Genomic DNA, 22,456 nt, shown 5'->3' with positions numbered 1-22,456 from the left:
CCCCGCCCGCGCGCCACCCGGGGGGGGGCGCGCGGGGGGGGGCGGCCGCCCCGGCGGGCGCCCCCCCCCCGGCCGGGCTCGGCACCCAGGTCGGCGCTGACCGGGGAGTCCGTGGACCAGGTCATGGCCAGCGCCGCCGGCGTTTCCCGGACGTGCCGCCAGAACAGGTCGGCGACGGTCCGCGGCTGCGCGCGCCCCGCCGCGGCCGCGTCCGGGGTGGCCGTGTGTGGCGCGGCCTCGCCCGGCGTGATCGCGTCCGCCGTGTCCGTGTCCGTGTCCGTGTCCGTGTCCGGCGCGGTCGCGTCCGCGATGGCCGCGTCCGGCGCGGTCGCCTCCCCGGCGTCCGGAAGCCGGGGAGGCGCCGCCGGGGCGAGCAGTGTGGCGCGCTCGCCGGGCAGGAGGATGTCGAGCGTGTCCGGGTCGGCGTCGGCGTGGCTGGGCAGGGTGCGCAGCACCCCCAGCAGCCGGGCGCCGAGCTCGCCCGGGTCGACGGTGGGCAGCAGGTCGGCGCGGTGCTCCAGCACGACGCGCAGCTCGCCCTCGGTGATGTAGGGCACCAGCGTGAGCGGGTAGTGGGTGAGGCTGTCCAGCCGCAGCGGCGTGAACACGACGCCGTCCGGGGCGTGGATCACGTCGGCCATCGACCCGCGCGGCGCGTTCTGGAACACCATCAGGGTGTCGAACAGCTCGGGATGGCCAGACAGCCTTTGCAGGGCGGCGAGCCCGACCCCGCCGTGCGACCGCATGGCGACCACCCGGCGCTGCAGGTCGGCGCAGCCGGACGCGACGGTGGCGGCGGTGTCCAGCCGGGCCCGGACCGGCACCGTGTTGATGAACAGGCCGACCATGTCCTCCACGCCGGTGAGCTGCTCGGGGCGGCCCGCGACGGTCGCCCCGAACACCACGTCGCGGCGGTCGGTGAGCCGGCCGAGCAGCACCGCCCAGGCGAACTGGGTGAGCGTGTTGACGGTGAGCCCGCGCTCGCGCGCCCAGCCGGTCAGCCGGGCGGTGTCGGCGGCGTCCAGGCCGACCTCGACCGAGACCGGCAGCGCGGCGGCCGTCCCGCGCCGGCCGGGGGCCAGGATCGACGGCTCGGCGAGACCCGCGAGGTAGTCCCGCCAGGCGGCCCGCGTCTGGGCGGGGTCCTGGCGGCCGAGCCAGGCCACGTAGTCGCGGTACGGCCGGACCGGGGGCAGGTGGTCGGTCCGGCCGCCGCCGAGGTAGCCGGCGACCAGGTCGCGCAGCATCGTCGGCACCGACCAGCCGTCGACGACGATGTGGTGCACCGTCCCGATCAGCCGGTGATGGCCGGGCTCGGTCCTGGCGAGGGCGAAACGCATCGCCGGGCCGGCGGCGAGGTCGAACGGGACGCGCCGCTCCCGGTCGGCCAGTGCGTCGAGCTCGGTGCGGGCGCAGACCACCTCCCGCCAGGCCGGCGCGGCGCGGTCCGGGACGATCTGCACCGGGTGCGGCAGGTCGCGGTCCCAGAACGACACCCGCAGGTTCGGGTGCCGGTCCAGCAGCCCCACCGTGGCGCGCCGCAGCAGGTCGACGTCGAGCGGGCCGTCGATGTCGGCGACGAACTGGATGGTGTATGGGTCGACGGCGCCCGGCTCGCGTGCCTGCGCGAGCGCGTACAGCCCGGTCTGCAGCGGGGTCAGCGCGAGGACGTCGACGATGCGCCGGCCCGGCGCGTCGGTGGTGCTCATCGGGTCCTCCAGGCGCGCTCGAGCGCGGCGAGGTCGGTCGCGCCCAGTCCGGACGCGCTCATCGGGTCGGTCTCGGGGGCCAGCCAGCTGTCCGTCCCGTCGCGGTCCGCGCCGCCCGGTTCGCCGTCGCGGTCCGCGTCGGCGTCGGCGTCGGCGCGGGCCTCGTCGATCGCGGCGGCGACCGCGGCGACCGTGTCGTGCTCGAACAGCAGCCTGGGCTCGAGCGGCAGGCCCGCCTCCCGCGCCTTGGCGGACACCTGGATGGAGACGATGCTGTCGCCGCCGAGGGCGAAGAACCGGTCCGAACGCCCGACCTGGGGCACGCCGAGCACCTCGGCCAGGATCGCGGCGAGGGCCCGCTCGGTGTCGGTGGTCAGCTCGTCGGCGACCGCGGTCGTGGCCAGGTCCGGCGCCGGCAGGGCCGGTCGGTTGATCTTGCCGGATCCGGTCAGCGGCAGGTCCGCCAGGACGACGACGACCGCGGGGACCGCGTAGCTGGGCAGCCGGTCGGCCACCCGCGCCCGGACCAGGTCCGCGAACGCGCGGTCGTCCAGTCCGCTGGCCGTGCCGTCCTCAGCGGTCTCTGTGTCGGCGGTGCCGCGCACGACGTAGCCGACGATGGCGTCCGCGCCGTGCAGCGGATGCAGGCGCGCGGCGGCGGCGCTGACGCCGGGAACGGCCCGAAGCGCCGCCTCCACCTCGCCGAGCTCGATCCGGAAGCCGCGCAGCTTGACCTGGTGGTCGGCCCGGCCGGCGAAGCGCAGCCGCCCGTCGGCGTCCCACCAGCCGCGGTCGCCGGTGAGGTAGAGGCGCCCGCCCGGTTCGGTGGCGAACGGGTCCGCGACGAACCGGCTGGCGGTCAGGCCGGGGCGGCGCCAGTACCCGCGGGCGAGCTGCGCGCCGGACACGCAGATCTCGCCGACGGTGCCCGGCGGCACGGGGCGCAGCACCTCGTCGACCACGACGATCCGCACACCTGGCACCGGCCGGCCGGCGGCGAGCCGGCCCGGCTCGACGGTCGCGCGCACCATGGCGCCGGCCGTCTCGGTCGCCCCGTAGGAGTTGACCAGGTGGCAGTCGGGCGCGGCGGCGCCGAGCCGGTCGAGCAGCGGGTCGAGCAGCGGCTCGCCGCTGCACACCCAGCGGCGCACCGAGTCGACGGCGTCGGGCGCCGTGTCGACGAGGGCGCTGACGGCGCTCGCCACCATCGTCACCTGGCCGACCGGGTGCGCCCGCAGGAGTTCGGCCAGGGCCGACAGGTCGCGGGCCTGCTCGTCGTCGGCGAGCAGGATCTCCGCGCCGGCCGCGACGGCTGCGAGCAGTTCCAGCGGGCCGTCGAGGAAGCTCAGCGCGCCCTGCGCGAGCCGGACGTCCGGGTCGTCGACGGGGTAGCGCCCGGGCTGCCAGGCGAGCCGGTTGGCCATGGCGCGCTGGGTGCCGACGACCCCCTTGGGCACGCCGGTCGACCCGGACGTGAACAGCAGGTAGGCGGCGTGGTCGCCGCGCAGGCCGAGCTCGGCCGGCGGCGGGCCGGCGGCGGCGATGGCGGCCTGGGTGGCCGGGTCGTCGAGCAGCACGTGGGGCGAGTGGGAAGCGGGGGCGGCGCCGTCGGCCTCGCGGCCGGCCTGAACCTGGCCGTCGGTTTCGCCGCCGACTGAGCCGTGGCCGTCGGCTTCGCCGCCGGGCGGGGGTAGCTGGGCGGCGACCGCCTCGGTGGTGAGCACGCAGACGGGCCGCGCGTCGGCGAGCATGAAGGCGAGCCGCTCGGTGGGCAGCCGCAGGTCGAGCGGCAGGAAGGCCGCGCCGGCCTTCATCACGGCGACCAGCGCCACGAGCATGTCGAGCGTGCGTGGGAGCGCCACCGCGACGAAGGCGTCCGGGCCCGCGCCGAGCGCGCGCAGGTGACCGGCCAGCCGGTCAGCGTGCTCGTGCAGCGTCGCGTGGTCGATCGTCGCCGCGCCGCACCGCACCAGCCGGTCGGTGGGCGCGTCGCGGCGGGCCCGCGCGAGCAGCTCGGCCACGGTCGCCGGGAAGGGCTCGGGGGTCGGGCCGGGCTCGGGGTCGGGCCAGCTCCACGTCTCCACCACGGCGGCGCGTTCGTCCGCGGACAGCACGTCGATCGCGGGCAGCGGGCTGTCGGGGGCCGTCGCGAGCGCGTCGAGCACCCGCAGCAGGCGGTCGGCCATGGTCTGCGCGGTGGCCCGGTCGTAGAGCTCGACCCGGTAGTTGATCCCGCCGCCGAAGCCGTCGCCGTCGGCGTAGAAGTCGAACGTCAGGTCGAACTTGGCCGTGGTCTCGGTGGGTGCCTCGGTGCGCAGCGTAGCGCCGCGCTCGTCCAGTGCCGCGCTGAGCAGCCCGGACTCGCGCAGGTGCACCAGGACCTGGAACAGCGGGTGGCGGGCCGTGGTGCGGGCCGGGTTGAGCACGTCCACCAGCCGCTCGAACGGCAGGTCCTGGTGGGCGAGGGCGTCGAGCGCCAGCGCGCGGGTCCGCCGCAGCAGCTCCCGCCCGGTCGGCGCGCCCGACAGGTCGTTGCGCAGCACCAGGGTGTTGACGAACATGCCGACGGTCTGGCCGACCTCCGGGCGGGTGCGGCCGGCGACCGGCGTGCCCAGCGGGATGTCGGTGCCGGCGCCGAGCGCGTGCAGGGTGAGCGCCACGGCGGTCTGCAGCACCATGAACTCGGTCGCGTCGGTCTCCCGGGCGAGCGCGGCGAGCCGCTGGCGCAGCGCCGGCGGTACCCGCAGCGGGACGGTGTCGCCCTGGTCGGACTGGACCCGGGGACGGGGCCGGTCGCGGCCCACGGCGGTGTCCTCGGGCAGGTCGGCCAGGGTCCTGCTCCAGAACGCGGCCTGCTCGGTGTCGAGCTGGGGCTCGCCGTCCGGCGCCGCGAGCGGCCGCGCCGGGTCGTCCGAGTGCGTCTCGGGGGCGCGCGGGGTGAACAGGTCGCGCTGCCAGAGGGCGTAGTCGGCGTACTGGACGGGCAGCGGGTCCCAGCCCGGGGCCGCGCCGCCGAGCCGGGCCCGGTAGGCGGTGATCATGTCCTGGAACAGCACGGGCGCCGACCACTCGTCGGCCGCGATGTGGTGGACCACCACGGACAGCCAGTGCAGCCGGGGACCCACCCGCAGCACGGTCGCCTGGATCGGCGGCGCGGCGGCGAGGTCGAACAGGTGCCCGGCGAGACCCGCCAGCCGGGTCCGCGCCGCGGCCTCCGGGTCCGGCTCCCCTGCCAGGTCGACGACCGACAGGTCCGGCCGGAACGCCGGCCAGATCTCCTGGTGGGGCACGCCGTCGACGTCCGGGTAGCTGGTGCGCAGCACCTCGTGCCGGTCGGTCAGGTCGCCCAGCGCCGCGCCGAGGGCGGCGACGTCGAGCTCGCCCTCGATCCTGGCGGCGAACGGGATGTTGTAGGTGCTGCGCGGCCCGTCGACCCGGTAGCCGACCCACTGGCGCAGCTGGGCGAACGACAGCGGCGGCCGCTCGGGGCGGTCGGGGCGGGCGACGATCCGCGGCAGCTCGGGGCGGTCCGGGGCGGCGCCGGCCAGCCGGGCGTCGACGAGCGCGGCGAGGCCGGCCGGGGTGGGCGCCTCGAACGCGTCGGCGAGCCGTAGCCGCACGCCGATGCGGGTCTCGACCGCGGACAGGAGCGAGGTGGCCAGCAGCGAATGCCCGCCGAGCTCGAAGAATCCGGCGTCCACGCCCACCTGGTCGCGGCCGAGCGTCTCGGCGAAGGCGGCGCACATGAGCCGCTCGGTCGCCGTCGACGGCTCACGGTCGGGCCGGCGCGTGTCCAGGTCCGGGGCGGGCAGGGCCGCCCGGTCGACCTTGCCGTTGGCCGTGACGGGGATCTGGCCGACCCGGACGAACGCGGTCGGCACCATGTGGGCGGGCAGCGCGCGGGCGAGATGGTCGCGCAGCTGCCCCTCCAGCCCGTCGGGGCCGGCCCACTCGCGCTGCCAGCGCTCGGCGGACCGGTGGCTTTCGGGCACCACGTAGGCGACGAGGACGGTCCCCAGCCGCTCGGCCGTGGTGGCGACGACGACGCACTGGCGCACCTCGGGGTGGCGGGCGAGGACGGCCCCGATCTCGCCCAGCTCCACCCGGAACCCGCGGATCTTCACCTGCTCGTCGGCGCGGCCGACGAACTCCAGCTCGCCGTCGGCGTTCCAGCGGCCCAGGTCGCCGGTGCGGTACACCCGGCCGCCGCCCGGCCGGACCGGGTCGGCGACGAACCGGGACGCGGTCAGGCCGGGCCGGCGCAGGTAGCCGCGGGCCAGCTGGCCGCCGCCGATGTAGATCTCCCCGACCGTGCCGGGCGGCACCAGCCGCAGCCGGTCGTCGAGGACGTAGACCTGGGTGTCGCCCTTGGGGGAGCCGATCGGCACGGTGCGGGTGCCCTGCGCCGCGTCCACGATGTAGCGGGTCGCGGCGAGCGTCGTCTCGGTGGGGCCGTAGAAGTTGTGCAGGCTGGCGTCGAACGTGCGCCGGAACCGGTCGGCGAGCTCGCCGGACAGCGCCTCGCCGCCGATGGGAACCAGGCGCAGCGACTTCCAGTCCGCCGTGCCTGGCAGGCTCAGGAACAGGTCGAGCAGCGAGGGGACGAAGTGCATCCAGCTGATGCGCTCCTCGTTGAGTAGCGCGGTCAGGTACGGCAGGTCCTGCAGGCCGCCGGGGCGCGGGATGACGAGGCGCGCGCCGACGCACAGCGGCCCGAACAGCTCGCCGACCGACACGTCGAAGCTGGGCGAGGCCACCTGCAGCAGCGCGTCGTCGGCCCCGACCGGGTACTCCTCGGCGAGCCACGACAGGTGGCCGCAGATCGCCGCGTGCGAGACGGGCACTCCCTTGGGGGCGCCCGTCGAGCCCGAGGTGTAGATGACGTACGCCGTGTTGTCCGGCAGCAGCGGCCTGACCCGGTCGGCGTCCGTGGGCTCGGTGTCGGGCAGCGGCGGGTCGTCCAGGTCCGCCGGGCCGTCGAGGTCCAGCGGGTCGAGGTCCAGCGGCCCGTCCAGGACGAGGCGAGGCTGGGCGTCGGCCAGCATGTACTCGATCCGGTCCGCCGGATACTCGGGATCGACGGGGAGGTAGGCGGCGCCGCTGGCGACGACGCCGAGCGTCGCGACCACCATGTCCAGGCCGCGCGGGTAGCGCAGCGCCACGAGGTCCTCGGTGCCGATGCCCTGGCGGATCAGCCGGTGCGCGAGCCGGTAGGCGCGCGCGGTCAGCTCGGCGTAGGTCAGGGTGCCCTCGGAGGTCACCACGGCCGGAGAGTCCGGGGTGCGCCGGGCCTGCCGGGCGACGAAGTCCGGCAGCGTCGGCGCCACGAGCGTGCCGGGCCGGCCGGTCGAGAAGCCGACGAGCTCGGCGCGGCGCCGATCGCTCAGCACCGGCAGGTCGCCGACGGGGGTGTCCGGGTGGCGGACCGCCGCGGTGAGCAGGACGACGAGCTGCTCGAGCAGCAGGCCGGCCACCGGGCCGGACACGACGTCGGCCTGGTAGGTCGCCTCCAGCAGCCAGGAGTCGTCGGCGGTCGGCTGCGCCATCACCTCGAACGGCAGCTGCGCGACGGCGCCGTGCAGGTCGAGCCGCTCGGAGCGCAGGCCGGGTACGGCGAGCCCCGTCCACGCGCCGGAGCGCGCGCCGAACCCGACGCGGGCCAGCGTGTCCAGGCCGTCGCCCCGGTCGGCGAGCGCCTCGGCGACGATGCGCTCCAGGCCGACGCCCTGATGGGCGAAGGCCCCGGCGCACACGTCGCGGGTGTGCTCGACGAGCGCCTGGAAGGAAGCGGGCGACGTGACCTGGACGCGCAGGGGCAGCGTGTTGCCGAAGTACCCGAGCGCGCCCGCCGCGTGCCGGCCGGGCCGGTCGACGACCGGCGTGACGACGACCAGGTCGCCGGCGCCGGTGGCGCGGTGCATCAGGGCGGCGAACCCGGCGGTCAGCACGGCGAACGGGCTGGCCCGCAGCGACCGGGCCAGCGAGCGGATCTCGGCGGCGACCTCGGCGGGCAGGCCCACCTGACTGTGCCCGCTCGCTCCGGAGGAGCCGATCGTGCCGGTGGGGGCCGGCGCGCCGTGCGCGCCGGGCAGCTCGAGGGGCTCGATCGACCCCGCGAGCGCGTCCCGCCAGTAGGCGAGGTCCGCGGCGTCGGCCTCGCCACCGGGGCGCGCCGACGGGCCGAGGACCTGCAGGTCGAGGTACTGCGCGGGCGGGGCCGGGTCGGCGGCGCCCGCCTGGTACGCCTGGGAGAGGTCGGCGAAGAACGGCTCCCAGCAGTCGTCGTCCCACGCGATGTGGTGCGCGACCAGCAGCAGGACATGCTCGTCGTCGCCGGTGCGCAGCAGGGTCAGCCGCAGCGGCGCGTCGCGGGTCAGGTCGAACGGGCGGGCGAACTCGTCCGCGGCGAGCGCGTGCACGCGCTGGTCCTGGCCGTCCGGCGGCAGCGGGCGCAGGTCGTCGGCGGCGAGCCGGAGCGCCGGCTCGACGTGGACGACCTGGTAGGGGAGGCCGTCGGCGTCCACGTGATAGGTGGTGCGCAGGATCTCGTGGCGGTCGGCCACGGCGGTCGCCGCGCGGGCCAGCCGGTCCTGGTCCAGCGGGCCGGACAGCCGCATGGCCACGCCGACGTTCAGGTCGGCGCGGTCGGTGTCGACCTGGTACAGGAACCACATGCGGCGCTGGCCGGACGACAGGGGGTAGCGGGCGTCGCCGCCCCGGCGCGGGGGCGGCGCGGCGGCCGGCTCCTGGCGGGTGAGGCCGCGTTCGGCAATGGTTCGTCGCAGCAGGGCGAGCCTGCGGTCGGTGTCGTTCCCCATGCCTTTTCGGCCTCCGGCTCCGCGAAGTCAGCTGGTCACGTTGTCTGGGTACGGCGGTGGTGGACGGGCGTTCGTGAGGTGGCTCCCGCGCGGCGGTGACCAGGCGAGCGCGCGGCCCCGGGGCGCCGCCCGCCCGGTTCCTGCCCGCCTTCCGGCCGTCTCGCGGGATGACGCGGCGCGGCGGGCCGGCGGGCAGGAACACGGTCAGCCGGCGGGCGCGGAGGCCTCGAGGCTCTGGTAGGCGGGCGGTGCGTCGTTCGGGTCGCGCGGCAAGGCGTACAGCGCGATCTTGCGGGTGGGCATGTGGTGCATGCCCAGCTGCTGGCAGCCGGCCCGCTCGCAGACCAGCCGGGCGGGGGTGTTGCGGTGGTCGGGCTCGAACATGACCCGGCGGCAGCGGGCCTCCGCGCGGAACGCGCCCTCCACGAGGCCGCGCAGGCCGTCGGCGACGCCGCTGGCGGGCATGGCCGAGCGCACCACGACCGCGGCATGCAGGCCTAGGTCCCAGGGGTCGGCGGCGTAGAAGGTGGAGATCGTGTCCCGGGACGCCCGGTACAGCTCCAGGTAGCCGACCGTGGTGCCCTCGTAGCTCAGCATCAGCGGACGGGAGAAGTCACTGTCCAGCTGCGCCCGGATGTAGCGCCGCCAGCGCTCGGCCGGCCAGGCGGAGTTCCAGGTGTGGATCAGCAGGTCGTGGCTCATCCATTCCGACACCAGCTCGGCGTCGGCGTCGGGGTCGGCGAGCCGCAGGTCGAACGGCGCCGGCATCGTCGGCAGCGGCGGCGCCGGGACCGCGAGGACCTGGGGGGAGAGGCCCGCTACCCGCAGCCGTGGCAGGAGATTGTCCTCGTCGGACTCGGTGGCCGCCGTCGCGGCGGGCGCGGATTGCGCGGGCATGGTTGATGACCTCCGTGAGGATCGGACTCCGGGTGGCCGCGGCCGGCCGCGGTGGCCGGGAGGCGGCGGTGGTGCGGCCTCGGCCTCCTGGGCCGGGGCGGGCCGGCTGGTGCCGTGGGCAGGCGCCCACGGTGATCCCGTGTCCCGGGGGGAAGCGGCGATCAGCGGCAGTCGGTGACGGTCAGCGCGTCTCCTGCCGGGGGCGGTCCGGCACCAGCGTGGCGAAGGAGGAGAAGTCGAGCCCGGCGTTGCCGGACCGGATGTTCTGGGCGAGCAGGTCGAGGACGCGCAGTGCCGAGAGCGGCGGGGCGCCGACCCGGTTGCCGTGGGCCCAGGCGAGGTCGATGTCCTTGTGCATCAGCGCCGTCGTGAAGTCCGGCCGCCAGTCGTTGGAGGCCGGGCTGTGCGGCGCCACCCCCGGCACGGGGAACCGGGAGCGCGCGATGAAGCTGTCGCCGGTGGAGTGGGCGAGCGCGTCGTGCAGCGCCTGGGGGTCCACTCCGGAGGACTGGGCCAGCTCGGCGCATTCGGCGAGCGTGAGCAGCTGGGCGCACACCAGCACCTGGTTGCAGAGCTTGACGACCTGGCCGGCGCCGACGTCGCCCGCGAGGGCGAGGTAGCCGGCGTAGGCGTCGATGACCGGGCGCGCCGTCTCGAAGACGTCCGGGTCGCCGCCGACCATGACGGCCAGCGTGCCGGCCTCGGCGCCCTGCGGCCCGCCCGAGACGGGTGCGTCGAGGTAGTGGCCGCCCGCCTCCCGCACGAGTTCGCCCAGTTGCGTCTCGGTGGCGGGGCCGACTGTCGAGTGGTCGACGATCACGCGGCCGCGCACGACCGGCAGGCATTCCCTGACGACCGAGCGGACCGCCTCGTCGTCCGGCAGGCACAGGAAAGTGATCTCGGATCGCGCCACGACGTCGGCGGCGGTCGGCAGGGGTTGTGCCCCGAGGGCGGCGAGCTCGCGCACGGGCCCGGGGGACCGGGACGCGCACGCCAGCTCGTGGCCCGCGGCCAGCAGCCGCCTGGCCATGGGGCGTCCCATCGTGCCGAGTCCGACAAAACCGATCTTCACCACACCTCCCGAAACCAGCCGAGTTGCCTTAGGTTAACTTAACCAAACCTCGGCGTCATCTTTCGGGTGGTAGCGGTACCATTCGCGCGCCTCGGCGCGCTGGGCGTCCGGGAGGAGATGCCACCTCGGAGCCGGACCCGGACGATGTCCAGAAGATCGATGCCCGGTCGGGATACGGCTGCCCTGCCTGCGTCGCGCGGATCCCGCGGCCCGATCTGGCGCCTTGCTCGGCCGGACCGGGCCGCGCGGCTCAGACCTCGAGCTCGACGCGCTCGCGGAGTCCCGGGTCCGTCGGGTCGCCGCCGGCCGCCAGCTCGGACCCGTAGCGCACGAGGTCGGCCCCGTCGCGGGCGTCGCTGTCCAGGCCGGCCTTCCAGTAGGCGGTGGCATGCAGGTCGTCGATCGAGACGGCGAGATCCGCCAGGGCCCACCGGCGCAGCGCCCGGACCACGCCGGCCTCGGCGGCGAGCCAGGCCTGGACGCGCCCGCCCGGGCGCTCACGCTCGCGCAGCGCCTTCTCCAGCGGTGAGCCCGCGCCGGCGGGCGAACCGCCGGCCACCCGAACGACCTCGACGCCGTCGCGCGCGGGCACGAGCGCCAGGTCGGCGTCGTGGTCGACCGCGAGGTAGACCGTCGCCCGGACGCCCGGGTCCAGGGACTCGACGATGGCCGCCACCGCGGGCAGCGCGCTCGAGTCGGCGGCGATCACATGGCGGGTCACCCCGTCCCCGGCGTAGAAGTCCCGCCGCATCCCGATGAGGCCGATGGTCGCGCCCGGCCTTGCCCGGTCCAGCCAGGACCGGACGAGTCCACCGGCGTGCAGCATGGCGTCGAACTCGATGCGCCGGGCGGCGGGATCGAACCGGCGGACGGTGAACGCCCGGGGAAGCGGCGCGCGGCCCGTGGACGGCCACCGGGGCAGGCCGTTCGCGTCCCATTCGACGCCGTCGACGGTTGACCGCGCGTCCGGGGGGAGCATCGCCTTGAACGCGTCGGCGGGCATGACGTCGCGGTACGCGTCGAGCCCGTCGCCGCGAACGGTGACCCTGGCGAAGCCGGGGGACACGACGGTCACGGACTCGACGCTGACGACGCAGGCGAGCCGAGCGGATCCGGTTCGCGTGATGCGGCGGATCTCCTGCCGGATCCCTGCCACGACACCCTCCTCCTATCGGTCTGACCGATAAAGGAAGGCTAACCTAAGGTGTGTTGGCGTGGGAGGTTTCGTCCCCTGTCCGGGCGTTGGAGGGCGCCGATACTCCGACGGTAACGGCCCGCGCCGCCGTCATCCGCCGAATGGCCCAACGGCGGCCCGCGCCAGCAGCAGGTACTCAGGCGCCGACGTAGGCCGCCAGGTGCTCGCCGGTGAGGGTGCTGCGCGCGGCGACGAGGTCGGCGGGGGTGCCCTCGAAGACGATCCGGCCGCCGTCGTGGCCGGCGCCGGGGCCGAGGTCGATGATCCAGTCGGCGTGCGCCATGACCGCTTGGTGGTGCTCGACGACGATGACCGACTTGCCGGCGTCGACCAGCCGGTCGAGCAGGCCGAGCAGCTGTTCGACGTCGGCGAGGTGCAGGCCGGTGGTCGGCTCGTCGAGGACGTAGACGCCGCCCTTCTCGCCCATCTGGGTGGCGAGCTTGAGGCGCTGCCGCTCGCCGCCGGACAGCGTGGTGAGCGGCTGGCCGAGGGTGAGGTAGCCGAGCCCGACGTCGGCGAGCCGGCCGAGGACGGCGTGCGCGGCCGGCGTGCGTGCCTCGCCGGCGCCGAAGAACTCCCCGGCCTCGGCCACCGACATCGCGAGCACCTCGCTGATGTCGCGGCCGCCGAGACGGTATTCGAGGACCGAGGCGTCGAACCTCCTGCCCTCGCAGTCCTCGCAGGTGGTGGCGACGCCGGCCATCATCGCCAGGTCGGTGTAGATGACGCCCGCGCCGTTGCAGGTGGGGCAGGCGCCCTCGGAGTTGGCGCTGAACAGTGCCGGCTTCACGCCGTTGGCCTTCGCGAACGCCTTGCGGACCGGGTCGAGCAGCCCGGTGTAGGTCGCCGGGTTGCTCCGGCGGGAGCCGCGGATCGCGCCCTGGTCGATCGACACCACGTTCGCGCCGGCCGGGCCCGACAGATGCGGCAGCGAGCCGTGCACGAGCGAGCTCTTCCCGGAGCCGGCGACGCCGGTGACGACGACGAGCACCCCGAGCGGGATGTCGACGTCGACGTCGCGCAGGTTGTGCTTCGTCGCGCCGCGGATCGCGAGCCTGCCGATGGGCGTGCGCACCGTCTTCTTCAGGGCGGCCCGGTCGTCGAGATGGCGACCGGTGATGGTGCCACTGGCCCGCAGGCCCGCGACGGTGCCCTCGAAGCAGACGGTGCCGCCCGCCGTGCCGGCGCCGGGGCCGAGGTCGACGACGTGGTCGGCGATCGCGATCGCCTCCGGCTTGTGCTCCACGACGAGCACCGTGTTGCCCTTGTCCCGCAGCCGCAGCAGCAGGTCGTTCATCCGCGCGATGTCGTGCGGGTGCAGGCCCGTCGTGGGCTCGTCGAAGACGTAGGTGACGTCGGTCAGCGACGACCCGAGGTGCCGGATCATCTTGGTGCGCTGCGCCTCGCCGCCCGAGAGCGTCCCCGTGGGCCGGTCCAGCGACAGGTAGCCGAGGCCGATCTCCACGAACGAGTCGAGGGTGCCCCGCAGCGCCGCCAGCAGCGGCGCCACGGACGGCTCGTCGAGGGCGCGCACCCAGTCGGCCAGGTCGCTGATCTGCATCGCGCAGGCGTCCGCGATGTTGATCCCCTTGATCTTCGACGACCGGGCCGCCTCGGACAGCCGGGTGCCGCCGCACTCGGGGCAGGCCGTGAACGTCACCGCCCGCTCGACGAACGCGCGGACGTGCGGCTGCAGGGAGTCGACGTCCTTGGAGAGCATCGACTTCTGGATCCGGGGGACGAGCCCCTCGTAGGTCAGGTTGATGTTGTCGACCTTGATCCTGCGGGCCTCGCCGTACAGGAACTCCTCGCGCTGCTTCTTGGTGAACCTGGCGATGGGCACGTCGCCCGGCACCACGGCCGAGAAGATCCGCCCGTACCAGCCGTCGGCGCTGAAGCCCGGGACCGTGATCGCCCCCTCGGCGAGGGTCTTGGTCTCGTCGAAGAGCTGGGTGAGGTCGATGTCGGAGACCTGTCCCATGCCCTCGCAGCGCGGGCACATGCCGCCGGTACGGCTGAAGGTCGCCGTCACGGTCTTCTTGTTCCCGCGCTCGACCGTGATCGCGCCGCTCGCGCGGACCGAGGGGACGTTGAAGGAATACGCGTTCGGCGAGCCGATGTGCGGCAGCCCGAGCCGGCTGAAGACGATGCGCAGCATGGCGTTGGCGTCGGTGACGGTGCCGACGGTGGAGCGGGAGTTGGCGCCCATCCGCTCCTGGTCGACGATGATCGCGGTCGTCAGCCCTTCGAGCACGTCGACCTCGGGCCGCGCCAGCGTCGGCATGAAGCCCTGCACGAAGGCGCTGTAGGTCTCGTTGATCAGCCGCTGCGACTCCGCCGCGATGGTGCCGAACACCAGCGAGCTCTTGCCCGAGCCGGAGATTCCCGTGAACACCGTCAGCCGGCGCTTCGGGATCTCGATACTGACGTCCTTGAGGTTGTTCTCGCGCGCGCCCTGCACGCGGATCAGACCGTGGCTGTCGGCGGCATGCGGCGCGGGCGACCGCGTGTCCGTGCCCGAGGCCGTGCTCGTCGCGTCTCCAACTGTGACCATGGCAGCCACGCTAACGGCGGCCCAGGGATCCGCGCTTCTCCATTCCTGACCGGTGTGTGGTCCCGTGCCGCCGGCCGTGTGTGACGCGCCGTGACGGTCAGTGGCCAGGAAGGCGGACCACGCTGATGAAGAAGTCGTCGATGTGCCGGACGACGTCGACGAACCGCTCGAAGTCCACGGGCTTGGTGATGTAGGCGTTGGCGTGCAGGTCGTAGCTGCGCAGCACGTCCTCCTCGGCCTCGGACGTGGTCAGCACGATCACCGGGATGCGCCGCAGCTTGTTGTCCGACTTGACCTCGGCCAGCACCTCCCGGCCGTCCTTGAGCGGGAGGTTGAGGTCGAGCAGGATCAGGTCGGGCCGGGGACTGCCGGTGTACTCCCCCTCGCCGCGCAGGAAGCTCAGCGCCTCGACGCCGTCGCTGACGACGTGCAGGTTGTTTTTGACCTTGTGGTCCTCGAACGCCTCCCGGGTCATCAGCACGTCGCCGGGGTCGTCTTCGACGAGGAGCACCTCGATCGGCATCACGGGCTCGGGAAGCGGGTTCGTCACACTGCTCCTTGATGTGCGGCGCTCGGGGGAGCCACGGTCTCGGTGATCGGCGGAATGGAGACGCGCGTCACGTTCTTGGGAAGGGTCCAGCGAAAGGTCGTGCCGGACTCCACATCGGTATCCAACCAGATCACCCCGCCGTGAAACTCGATGATCTTGCGGACCAGCGCCAGGCCGATGCCGGTTCCCTCGTAGCTTTCCCGCCGATGCAGGCGTTGAAAGATGACGAAGATTTTCTCGGCGTAGTCGGCCTCGATGCCGATGCCGTTGTCGGAACAGGACAGCTCCCAGGTGTCGTCCCGCTCGGTGACGCCGATGTGGATCCGCGGGGTGTCCTTCCCCTGGAACTTGATCGCGTTGCCGACCAGGTTCTGGAAGACGGCCGCGAGCAGGGACGGGTCGCCCGCGACCGTGGGGAGCTGGTCGGAGGTGATCTCGGCCCCGGACGCCTCGACCGACGTCGCGAGGGCCTGCGTGGCCCGGCCCAGCGCGTCGCGCAGGTCGACCGGCACGAACGCGTCGGTGGTCCGCCCGACCCGGGAGAACGCCAGCAGGTCGTTGATGAGCTTCTGCATCCGCTTGGCGCCGTCGACCGCGAAGTCGATGTACTGCTGGCCGCGCTCGTCGAGCTGGTCGCCGTACCGCCGCTCCAGCAGCTGGCAGAAGCTGGCCACCTTGCGCAGCGGTTCCTGCAGGTCGTGGGACGCGACGTAGGCGAACTGCTCGAGGTCCCGGTTGGACCGGCGCAGCGCGTCGGCCTGCTCCTCCAGCTTGGCGGCGGCCTCCCAGACCGTGCCCAGCTCATGGACGAGCTGAAGCCGCATGTTCTCGACGTTCTCGGCCAGTTCGGCGACGTCGGGCGGCCCGGCCCGGGCCACCGTGTGGTCGAGCTTGCCGCCGGCGACGGTCCGGGCGTCCTGCCCGATCCGCCCGAGCGGACCGGTGACCCAGCCGCGCAGCGCGCGGACGAGGCCGGCCATCAGCGCCACGAAGGCGACGCCCACGACGATCAGGATCACGACGAACTGGCGCAACGTGGCCGACACCCGGTCCCGGGCGGCCACCGCCTTGGCCGTCAGCTCGGTGTCGAAGCGTTCGTTCGCGGTCCGGACCGCGTCGAACGCCGGCTTGCCGATGTTCACCGGGTCGATGGCGCGGGCGGCGTCCGCGTCGCCGCGCCGGGCCGCCTCCGCCACCGGGTCGGCGTACTGCCGGTGCCAGTCGGCGACCCGGGCCCGCAGCGCGCCGAGCTCGTCGGCGAGGTCGGGCCGGCCGCCGACGAGCTCGTCGAGCCGGGCCAGGTGGGCGTCCTGATCCGCGCGGCCCTCGTCGTACGGCTGGAGCGAGGCGCCCCTGCCGTCGAGGAGGTAGCCGCGCAGGCCGGTCTCCTGGTCGACCAGGCTGGTCATGAGCTGGGCGGACCGAGTCCTGGCCGGCGAGAGGATGTCGGTCCGCTCGTGGATCGACTGCTCCAGCCGGACCAGGCTGGTGGTGATCAGGCCGACGCCGGTGAGCAGGACGATCGACGTCAGGGCCAACGCCGCCGCCAGGCGACGTCCCAGCGGCCAGGAGCGGGCGATCACCCCCAGCCGCCCTGTCCCGCTGGGTCCGGCCGGGGCCGGCGCGGGAAGGGCCGGCGGCGGGGGAGCGTCGGTGGCCGGGCTGGCTGGCTTCGTGGCCGGGCTGGCTGGTTGCGTCACGTCGTGTTCCGTCACGTCGTCGGCCCTCTCAGGAGTAGCAGGGCGACGTCGTCGGTCAGCGGGCCGCCGTTGCGTCGCTCGACGCGGTCGATGAGCGTGTCAGGGAGGGTGTCGTCGCGGGGTGGCGGGCTGATGCTGGCGATCTCGGCGAGGACGCCGTCCCAGCCGAGTCGCTCGCCGTCCGGGCCGTCGCGTCCTTCGAGGAGGCCGTCGGTGGCCAGGAGCAGTTCCCAGCCGGCAGGCAGCGGGATCGTGATCTGCTCGCTGGCGAGGTCGTCGAGCACCCCCAGCGCCGGGCTGACGGCGGTGTCGGGCAGCGCGGCGAGCGTTGGGTGGATCATGGCGGGCGGGGGGTGGCCGGCCAGTCGCATGCTGACCGATGCCCGGTCGGGTGCCACCGTCAGTGTGCAGACTGTGGCGAACAGCTCGTCGTTGGTGCGTTCACTGACGAGGACGTCCTGAAGATAGGCGAGGCGGTCCGGTTCGGGAATGCCTGCGAGGACGAGGGTGCGCCAGGCGATGCGCAGGCTGGCGCCGAGGGCGGCTTCGTCGGGGCCGTGGCCGCAGACGTCACCGAGCAGGACGTGGACGACGTTGTCGGGGGTCTCGACGACGTCGTAGAAGTCGCCGCCGAGCAGGGCCTGGCTGCGTCCCGGGCGGTAGCGGGCGAGGTGGCCGAGCCGGGTGTCGCGCAGCAGTGGGGTCGGCAGCAGGCCGCGTTCCAGGCGGGCGTTCTCCTCGGCCCGCAGCTGTGACTCGCGCAGGGCCTGGGCCGAGTGTTCGGCGTCGCGGCGTTCGAGGGCGTAGCGCAGCGCGCGGACGAGGGTCTTGCCGTCGATCTCGCCTTTGACGAGGTAGTCCTGGGCGCCGGCGGCGAGCGCTTCGATGCCGCGGTGCTCGTCGGCCAGCCCGGTGAGGACGACGATCGCGGCGCGGGGCGCGAGGCGGCGCATGGTTTCCAGCGCGGACAGGCCGTGGCTGTCGGGCAGCCCGAGGTCGAGCAGGACGGCGCGGGCGCCGTCGGCCAGCGCGCGGGCCTCGGCGATGCTGCTGGCCCGTAGCAGCTGGACGGGGGCCGAGGTCTCCTCGAGGAGTTCCTGGACGAGGAAGGCGTCGCCGTCGTCATCCTCGACGAGCAGTACGGGCCAGTCGGTCTCGTCGGGCTTGGCTGCCACCTGCGCCGGCAGCTCGACCACGCTCCGCATGGTGGTTCAGGCATCCTCTCGGTCTCGGTCTTCCCGCTGGATCGGTCCGGATACTGGCGCAACCAGAATTCCGACCCAGTTCCTACCGGCCTGAACCGGTAGGCCAGCATGGCACGCGGTGGCCCGGGTGACGTAGTTACCCTGCGGTAAGAGTACGTCGGGGGGCTGGACTCCCTGTCCTAGGCGATCTTGGATGGCCTTTGGTCCGTCGCGGGCAGGCATGGGGCACCGATGCTTTCGGGCATTCCGACCGGGATCGCGCCGCCATACCGGGCGATTGGCTCCATCCAGTCAGGTGCCCGGGTTCGGCGCGAGCCCGCCGCCCGGGCGCGAGCCCGCCGCCCAGGACTGACAACGACGCCAGCGCGCTCCATACGGGAGCGCGGGGGGCTGGGCGTAATTAGACCTGACCGTATGGTTTATGGCATGCTGGGCCCGTCTGCTGGGCAGGTGCCCGGCCCGTTTCGGGTTTGGCCGGCGCGATGGGCGGCGGGACCGGCCCGGTGCCCCCCGTCCCTCCCGCGCCTGGCCGGTGCGGGCCGCGGCGAACAAGCCGCGAACGCGGCGGGCCGCGACAGGCCGCGACGGGGCGCCCAGCCGGCGGCCGTCGGGTCGGCCGCCTCAGTCGGTGGAGGAACGGAGAGAACCATGGCCGTGACCGTCACCCCGGTGAGCCCGGGGATCGGCGTCGAGATCTCGGGCCGTAGCGGGCCGGAGCTGGCAACCCCGGAAGTCGCCGCCGAGGCGCGCAAGTACCTCGACGAGCACGGAGTCGTGATCTACCGCGAGGCGCGCATCGGTGACGCCGACCTGGTGGCGCTGTCCCGGATGCTCGGCGAGGTGGTCGTCGCGCCGATGGGCGGTGAGAAGGAACACCCCGAGGTCTCGGCGATCTCACTCGACCCGGCGCAGAGCACGCTGGCGGCCTACCGGGCGGGCACGTTCTACTGGCACATCGACGGCGCGAACGACCTCGTGCCACAGAAGGCGACGCTGCTGACCGCCCTGGAGGTCGCCACCGAGGGCGGGGACACCGAGTTCGCCAACCTCTACGCCGCCTACGAAGCGCTCTCCGACGAGGAGAAGGCCGCCTTCGCCGAGCTTCGGGTGGTGCACAGCTTCGCGGCCACCCAGCGGCTGTCCAACCCGGACGCGTCACCGAAGATGCGCGCCGCGTGGGACAAGGTGCCCTCCCGGGAGCACCCGCTGGTCTGGACCCGGCGCAGCGGGCGCAAGTCACTGCTGGTCGGCGCCACGGCCGACCACGTCGTCGGCCTGGCGGCCGAGGAGAGCCGGGCGCTGCTCGACCGGCTGCTCACCTGGGCGACCCAGCCCGACTTCTCACTGCGCCACCACTGGCACCACGGTGACCTGGTGATCTGGGACAACACCGGCATCCTGCACCGCGCCCAGCCCTACACCGTCACCTCCCGCCGCCTCATGCACCGCACCACCCTCGTCGGCGAGGAAGCCGTCGCCTGACGGCGGAGCCAGCCTGACGGCGAAGCCAGCCTGACGGCGAAGCCAGCCTGACCCGCCGGGCCGGCCGCCTGCCTCGGCGCGGCCGGCTCCGAGCGGGACCATCTGGCCTGCCCCGGACCGAGCGGACCCGGGCCCGCCGGTCAGGAACGCGCGCAGGTGACGACGGCGCCGCGCAGCTCGTAGCTCATGAGGCCGTCGCACCAGGTCATGTCCGGGGTGCGCTCGAGGCGCAGGTCGGGCAGGCGCATGAGCGCGTCCAGGAAGACCCGGGTCTCGGTGATCGCCACCTGGGCGCCGGGGCAGCGGTGGCCGCCGTCGCCGAAGCTCATGTAGGCGCCGACCGCCTTCTGCCGCCTGGCCCGGTCGGGGTCGAGCGCGTGCGGGCAGGCGCCCACGGTCTCCGGGTCGACGTTGGTGGCCCGGATGTTGACCGCGAGCAGTTCCCCCGCCTTGACGGACTCCGACTCCAGGTCGGCGTCCTCGGTGGCCCGCCGGTGCAGCATCGCGGCCACGGGCTCGAGGCGCAGGATCTCCTCGAGGATCGCGGTCTGGTCGGCCTCGTCGCCGGCGGTGAAGCGGGCGCGCAGGGCGTCGTCGTCGAACAGGTGCCAGGCGGCCATCACGATGAACTCACGGGTCGTCACCATGCCGGCGACGGCGTAGGTCATGCACTCGATGAGGATCGCCTTGTCCGGGTAGCCCTCCTCGAGCAGGTGGGAGATGACGTCCTCCTGCCGCTGCTCGCGCCGGGCCTTGATGGCGGGACGCACGTCGCGGCTGAAGAACCGCATCGCGTGCACGGCGGTCACGCCTTTGGCGCCGAACCGGATGACGGGGTGCATGCCGCGCAGGCGGGTGCCGAGCAGCGTGGCCTGGATGCGCTTGGCCATTCCGGCCTGGTCGCTGTTCGTCAGGCCGACGATCTCCGCGGCCACGGCGACGGCGAGCTTGTAGCTGAGCTCGTCGAGCCGGCCCTTTCCGTCGGCCCGCACCTGGGCGAGCAGTTCCTCGGTGGTGCGTTCCATGACCCGCAGGTGACGGGCGCTGATGGCCTTCGGCGTGAAGAAGCGGGCGATCGCCGTGCGGCGGCGGCGATGGGTGTCGCCGTCGAGGAAGAAGACCGGGCAGAACTCGTCCTCCGGGTTCATCTGGTCGGAGCTCGCGCCCGCCTGGCGCATCTGCGCGCTGCGCAGGATCGCGCGGCCTAACCGAAAGTTGCCGACCTCCCGCGCCCCGGCGTCGGGATGCACGCGCTGCGCCGCCAGCGCCGCCGACTTGCGGTCGTCGCGGGTCGGGTCCATCGGACGCGCGGGGAGCTCCGTCGTGGTCACAGCCGCCTCCAGACACGGGCCGAACCGGTAGATGTCAGGCATCGACCGGCACAGCGTAAGCCATCTCGTGCAAGAAGTCTTGCACGAGATGACGCGGGAGCGCGGACCGGTGGGGCGCGGATCCGGCAAGGCGGGTGACCTCGCCGGACGGCGATGTCGACGGGTCGAAGGGTGGGCGACTAGGTTCGACGCCGAGCTCGCCCTCCCGCTTGTGGCGAAGGATCACATTCCGGGCAGTGGCCGCCTCCGGTGGTCGGTCGGCGACGCCCGGGGCAAGCCTCGCGACGCGCACGGACGGGAGACCTGGTGGTTGTCGGCGGCTCGGAGAACGGTCAGGCCGCTGGCGGGCCCGGAGACGTCAGCCATTCTCCGAGACCCCACTCCTACGAGAACTCGCAGCGGTCCAAGCAGGCCGCGGCGACCCGGGAGCGGATCGTCGCCGCCGCCACCGACCTGGTCCACGACCTGCCGAACTGGGACTGGCGAAGCCTCACGGTCCGGGCCGTGGCCCGGCGGGCCGGCGTGAACGAAAGCACGGTCTACCGGCATTTCGCGACCGAGCGGAACCTCCGCGACGCCGTCCTGCGCCGGCTCGAGACCGAGGCCGGGGTCGAGCTCGACAACCTCCGCCTCGACAACTTCGGCCAGACGATCGCCCAGACCTTCGCCTACCTGGCAACGTTCCCGATCAACCGGCAGCCGCTCGACGACCCGACGTTCGCGGCGCTCGACCAGCGCCGCCGCGCCGCGCTGCGGGCCGCGCTCGCCCAGTCGGCGTCCGGCTGGACCGAGCGCGAGCGCGAGATGGCCGCCGCGGCGCTGGACGCCTACTGGAGCGTCTCGACCTTCGAACGCATGATCACCACGTGGAACCTCGACTCCGCCGAGGCGACGCGCGCGGCGACCTGGGTCATCGGCCTCATCGAGGCCGCGGTCCGAGAAGGGCGCAGCCCACAGCGGCCAGGCGACCGGGCATAGGCACCCGTGTCCGCGACGGTCCTTGCCGGGCTGTCCTTGGCGGGCGGAATGCGTCGCGTGCCGGAGCTTCTTCTACCGGGCATGACCGCCACGTCGTTCAACCCACACGCGCTGCTCGCGGAGAGCCGACTCGGCGTCCTCGCGACGATCAAGTCGGACGGCCGCCCGCAGCTTTCCCCCGTCATGCCCTTCTACGACCAGGAAGCCGGCGTCCTGTACGTGTCGATGACCGAGGGACGCGCCAAGACGGCGAACCTGCGCCGGGATCCCCGGGCCGCCCTGGAGGTCACCAGCCCGGACGGCTGGGCGTGGGCCACCGCCGAGGGAGACGTGACGCTCGTGGGGCCGGGAACCGACCCCGACGGCCAGGAGGTCCAGGCCTTGGTGGACTACTACCGCCTCGCCGCCGGCGAGCATCCGGACTGGGACGAGTACCGCTCGGTGATGGTGTCCGACCGCAGGGTCCTCATGGCCATGGCGGTCGACCGCGTGTACGGCGCCCAGGTCCGCTGACGGCGCCGCCTTCTCCAGGAGCACGGTGGCGGCGCCGCGCGGCCTCTCACGAAGCCGTCGGGGCGCCTGCCCGACGCTGACGGGCAGGCGTGGTGCTATCGGGACGCGCCTCTCGAACGGTCGTCGTCCTCGTGGTCGTCCCCCTCCCACGCCTCGTTGCGCTGGTCGACGCGCTCGCGCCAGGCGGTGGCTTCGGCCGCGCTCGCGTACGGGCCGAGCCGGCGGTGGCCGGGGACGTCCGGCGGGTTCTCCGGGCGCTGGTGCTCCATGCACCACCACCAGCCGGTCGGGTTCCATGCCCGCCCGTCCGGGCTGCCCGACCCGGTTCGCCCAGCCCGGCCACCCAGTCCGACGGCCGCCGCGGCGCGGCGCAGGATGTTCGTCATGATCGGAGCAGTACCCCGACCGGACCATGATCGATCTTCTTCTGGGAGACCCGCGAACCGGGGCGG

General features: G+C 74.0%; 14 protein-coding genes. 3 read left to right on the top strand and 11 right to left on the bottom strand.

Annotated elements, in window-relative coordinates; all coding sequences use genetic code 11:
• From I6A81_RS21940 to I6A81_RS21900, 9 genes are all read right to left on the bottom strand, one after another.
• The coding region (locus I6A81_RS21940; protein ID WP_238441540.1) for a condensation domain-containing protein at nt 1–1,709 on the bottom strand (1,709 nt) is incomplete at its 3' end.
• Entirely contained in the window at nt 1,706–8,527 is a 6,822-nt protein-coding gene (locus tag I6A81_RS21935; RefSeq protein WP_203010287.1) for a non-ribosomal peptide synthetase, read from the bottom strand. The genes I6A81_RS21940 and I6A81_RS21935, both read right to left, overlap by 4 nt.
• Nucleotides 8,528–8,731: 204 nt before the next feature.
• Nucleotides 8,732–9,424 (bottom strand): GNAT family N-acetyltransferase, encoded by a 693-nt coding sequence (locus I6A81_RS21930; RefSeq protein ID WP_202999147.1) that lies wholly within the window; start codon nt 9,422–9,424, stop codon nt 8,732–8,734.
• A gap of 181 nt (nt 9,425–9,605) precedes the next feature.
• The gene (locus I6A81_RS21925; protein ID WP_202999146.1) at nt 9,606–10,496 is read right to left on the bottom strand and encodes an NAD(P)-dependent oxidoreductase; all 891 of its coding nucleotides are present in this window, start codon (nt 10,494–10,496) and stop codon (nt 9,606–9,608) included.
• A gap of 250 nt (nt 10,497–10,746) precedes the next feature.
• Nucleotides 10,747–11,652: a siderophore-interacting protein gene (locus I6A81_RS45705; RefSeq protein WP_202999144.1), complete on the bottom strand. Its 906-nt coding sequence runs from the start codon at nt 11,650–11,652 to the stop codon at nt 10,747–10,749.
• A gap of 175 nt (nt 11,653–11,827) precedes the next feature.
• Complete coding sequence (locus I6A81_RS21915) at nt 11,828–14,245, bottom strand: ATP-binding cassette domain-containing protein (RefSeq protein WP_202999142.1); 2,418 nt, start codon at nt 14,243–14,245, stop codon at nt 11,828–11,830.
• A gap of 97 nt (nt 14,246–14,342) precedes the next feature.
• Entirely contained in the window at nt 14,343–14,768 is a 426-nt protein-coding gene (locus tag I6A81_RS21910) for a response regulator (protein ID WP_202999161.1), read from the bottom strand.
• Nucleotides 14,769–14,791: 23 nt separating this feature from the next.
• On the bottom strand, nt 14,792–16,495 hold the full coding sequence (locus tag I6A81_RS21905) for a sensor histidine kinase (RefSeq protein ID WP_307874813.1): 1,704 nt from the start codon (nt 16,493–16,495) through the stop codon (nt 14,792–14,794).
• 11 nt (nt 16,496–16,506) lie between these two features.
• Nucleotides 16,507–17,700 carry a PP2C family protein-serine/threonine phosphatase gene (locus tag I6A81_RS21900; protein ID WP_202999141.1) on the bottom strand — a complete coding sequence of 398 codons (1,194 nt, stop codon included), beginning with the start codon at nt 17,698–17,700 and terminating at the stop codon, nt 16,507–16,509.
• 648 nt (nt 17,701–18,348) lie between these two features.
• Between I6A81_RS21900 and I6A81_RS21895 the strand changes: the two genes are divergently transcribed.
• The gene (locus I6A81_RS21895; protein ID WP_202999140.1) at nt 18,349–19,182 is read left to right on the top strand and encodes a TauD/TfdA dioxygenase family protein; all 834 of its coding nucleotides are present in this window, start codon (nt 18,349–18,351) and stop codon (nt 19,180–19,182) included.
• A gap of 140 nt (nt 19,183–19,322) precedes the next feature.
• Here I6A81_RS21895 and I6A81_RS21890 read toward each other — a convergent pair whose 3' ends face one another.
• Nucleotides 19,323–20,513, bottom strand: coding sequence for a cytochrome P450 (locus tag I6A81_RS21890; RefSeq protein ID WP_202999139.1), 1,191 nt, complete (start codon nt 20,511–20,513; stop codon nt 19,323–19,325).
• 306 nt (nt 20,514–20,819) lie between these two features.
• On the opposite strand from I6A81_RS21890, the gene I6A81_RS21885 reads away from it, so the two are divergent.
• The gene (locus I6A81_RS21885) at nt 20,820–21,491 is read left to right on the top strand and encodes a TetR/AcrR family transcriptional regulator (RefSeq protein ID WP_202999138.1); all 672 of its coding nucleotides are present in this window, start codon (nt 20,820–20,822) and stop codon (nt 21,489–21,491) included.
• Between the two features lie 81 nt (nt 21,492–21,572).
• The gene (locus tag I6A81_RS21880) at nt 21,573–22,004 is read left to right on the top strand and encodes a PPOX class F420-dependent oxidoreductase (protein WP_202999137.1); all 432 of its coding nucleotides are present in this window, start codon (nt 21,573–21,575) and stop codon (nt 22,002–22,004) included.
• Between the two features lie 95 nt (nt 22,005–22,099).
• Here I6A81_RS21880 and I6A81_RS21875 read toward each other — a convergent pair whose 3' ends face one another.
• Nucleotides 22,100–22,390: a hypothetical protein gene (locus I6A81_RS21875; protein WP_202999136.1), complete on the bottom strand. Its 291-nt coding sequence runs from the start codon at nt 22,388–22,390 to the stop codon at nt 22,100–22,102.
• Between the last annotated feature and the right edge of the window lie 66 nt (nt 22,391–22,456).

The organism is Frankia nepalensis (genome assembly GCF_016786325.1).
GTDB classification, from domain to species: domain Bacteria; phylum Actinomycetota; class Actinomycetes; order Frankiales; family Frankiaceae; genus Pseudofrankia; species Pseudofrankia nepalensis.
The sequence above is the reverse complement of the archived record's forward strand: the minus strand, read 5'-3'. Positions and strand labels throughout refer to the sequence as shown.

Excerpts from the sequence above, each read along its gene's own strand:
- I6A81_RS21935 (WP_203010287.1), bottom strand. The coding sequence starts at position 8,527 with ATGGGGAACGACACCGACCGCAGGCTCGCCCTGCTGCGACGAACCATT.
- I6A81_RS21930 (WP_202999147.1), bottom strand. The coding sequence starts at position 9,424 with ATGCCCGCGCAATCCGCGCCCGCCGCGACGGCGGCCACCGAGTCCGAC.
- I6A81_RS21915 (WP_202999142.1), bottom strand. The coding sequence starts at position 14,245 with ATGGTCACAGTTGGAGACGCGACGAGCACGGCCTCGGGCACGGACACG.
- I6A81_RS21910 (WP_202999161.1), bottom strand. The coding sequence starts at position 14,768 with ATGCCGATCGAGGTGCTCCTCGTCGAAGACGACCCCGGCGACGTGCTG.
- I6A81_RS21900 (WP_202999141.1), bottom strand. The coding sequence starts at position 17,700 with ATGCGGAGCGTGGTCGAGCTGCCGGCGCAGGTGGCAGCCAAGCCCGAC.
- I6A81_RS21895 (WP_202999140.1), top strand. The coding sequence starts at position 18,349 with ATGGCCGTGACCGTCACCCCGGTGAGCCCGGGGATCGGCGTCGAGATC.
- I6A81_RS21880 (WP_202999137.1), top strand. The coding sequence starts at position 21,573 with ATGACCGCCACGTCGTTCAACCCACACGCGCTGCTCGCGGAGAGCCGA.
- I6A81_RS21875 (WP_202999136.1), bottom strand. The coding sequence starts at position 22,390 with ATGACGAACATCCTGCGCCGCGCCGCGGCGGCCGTCGGACTGGGTGGC.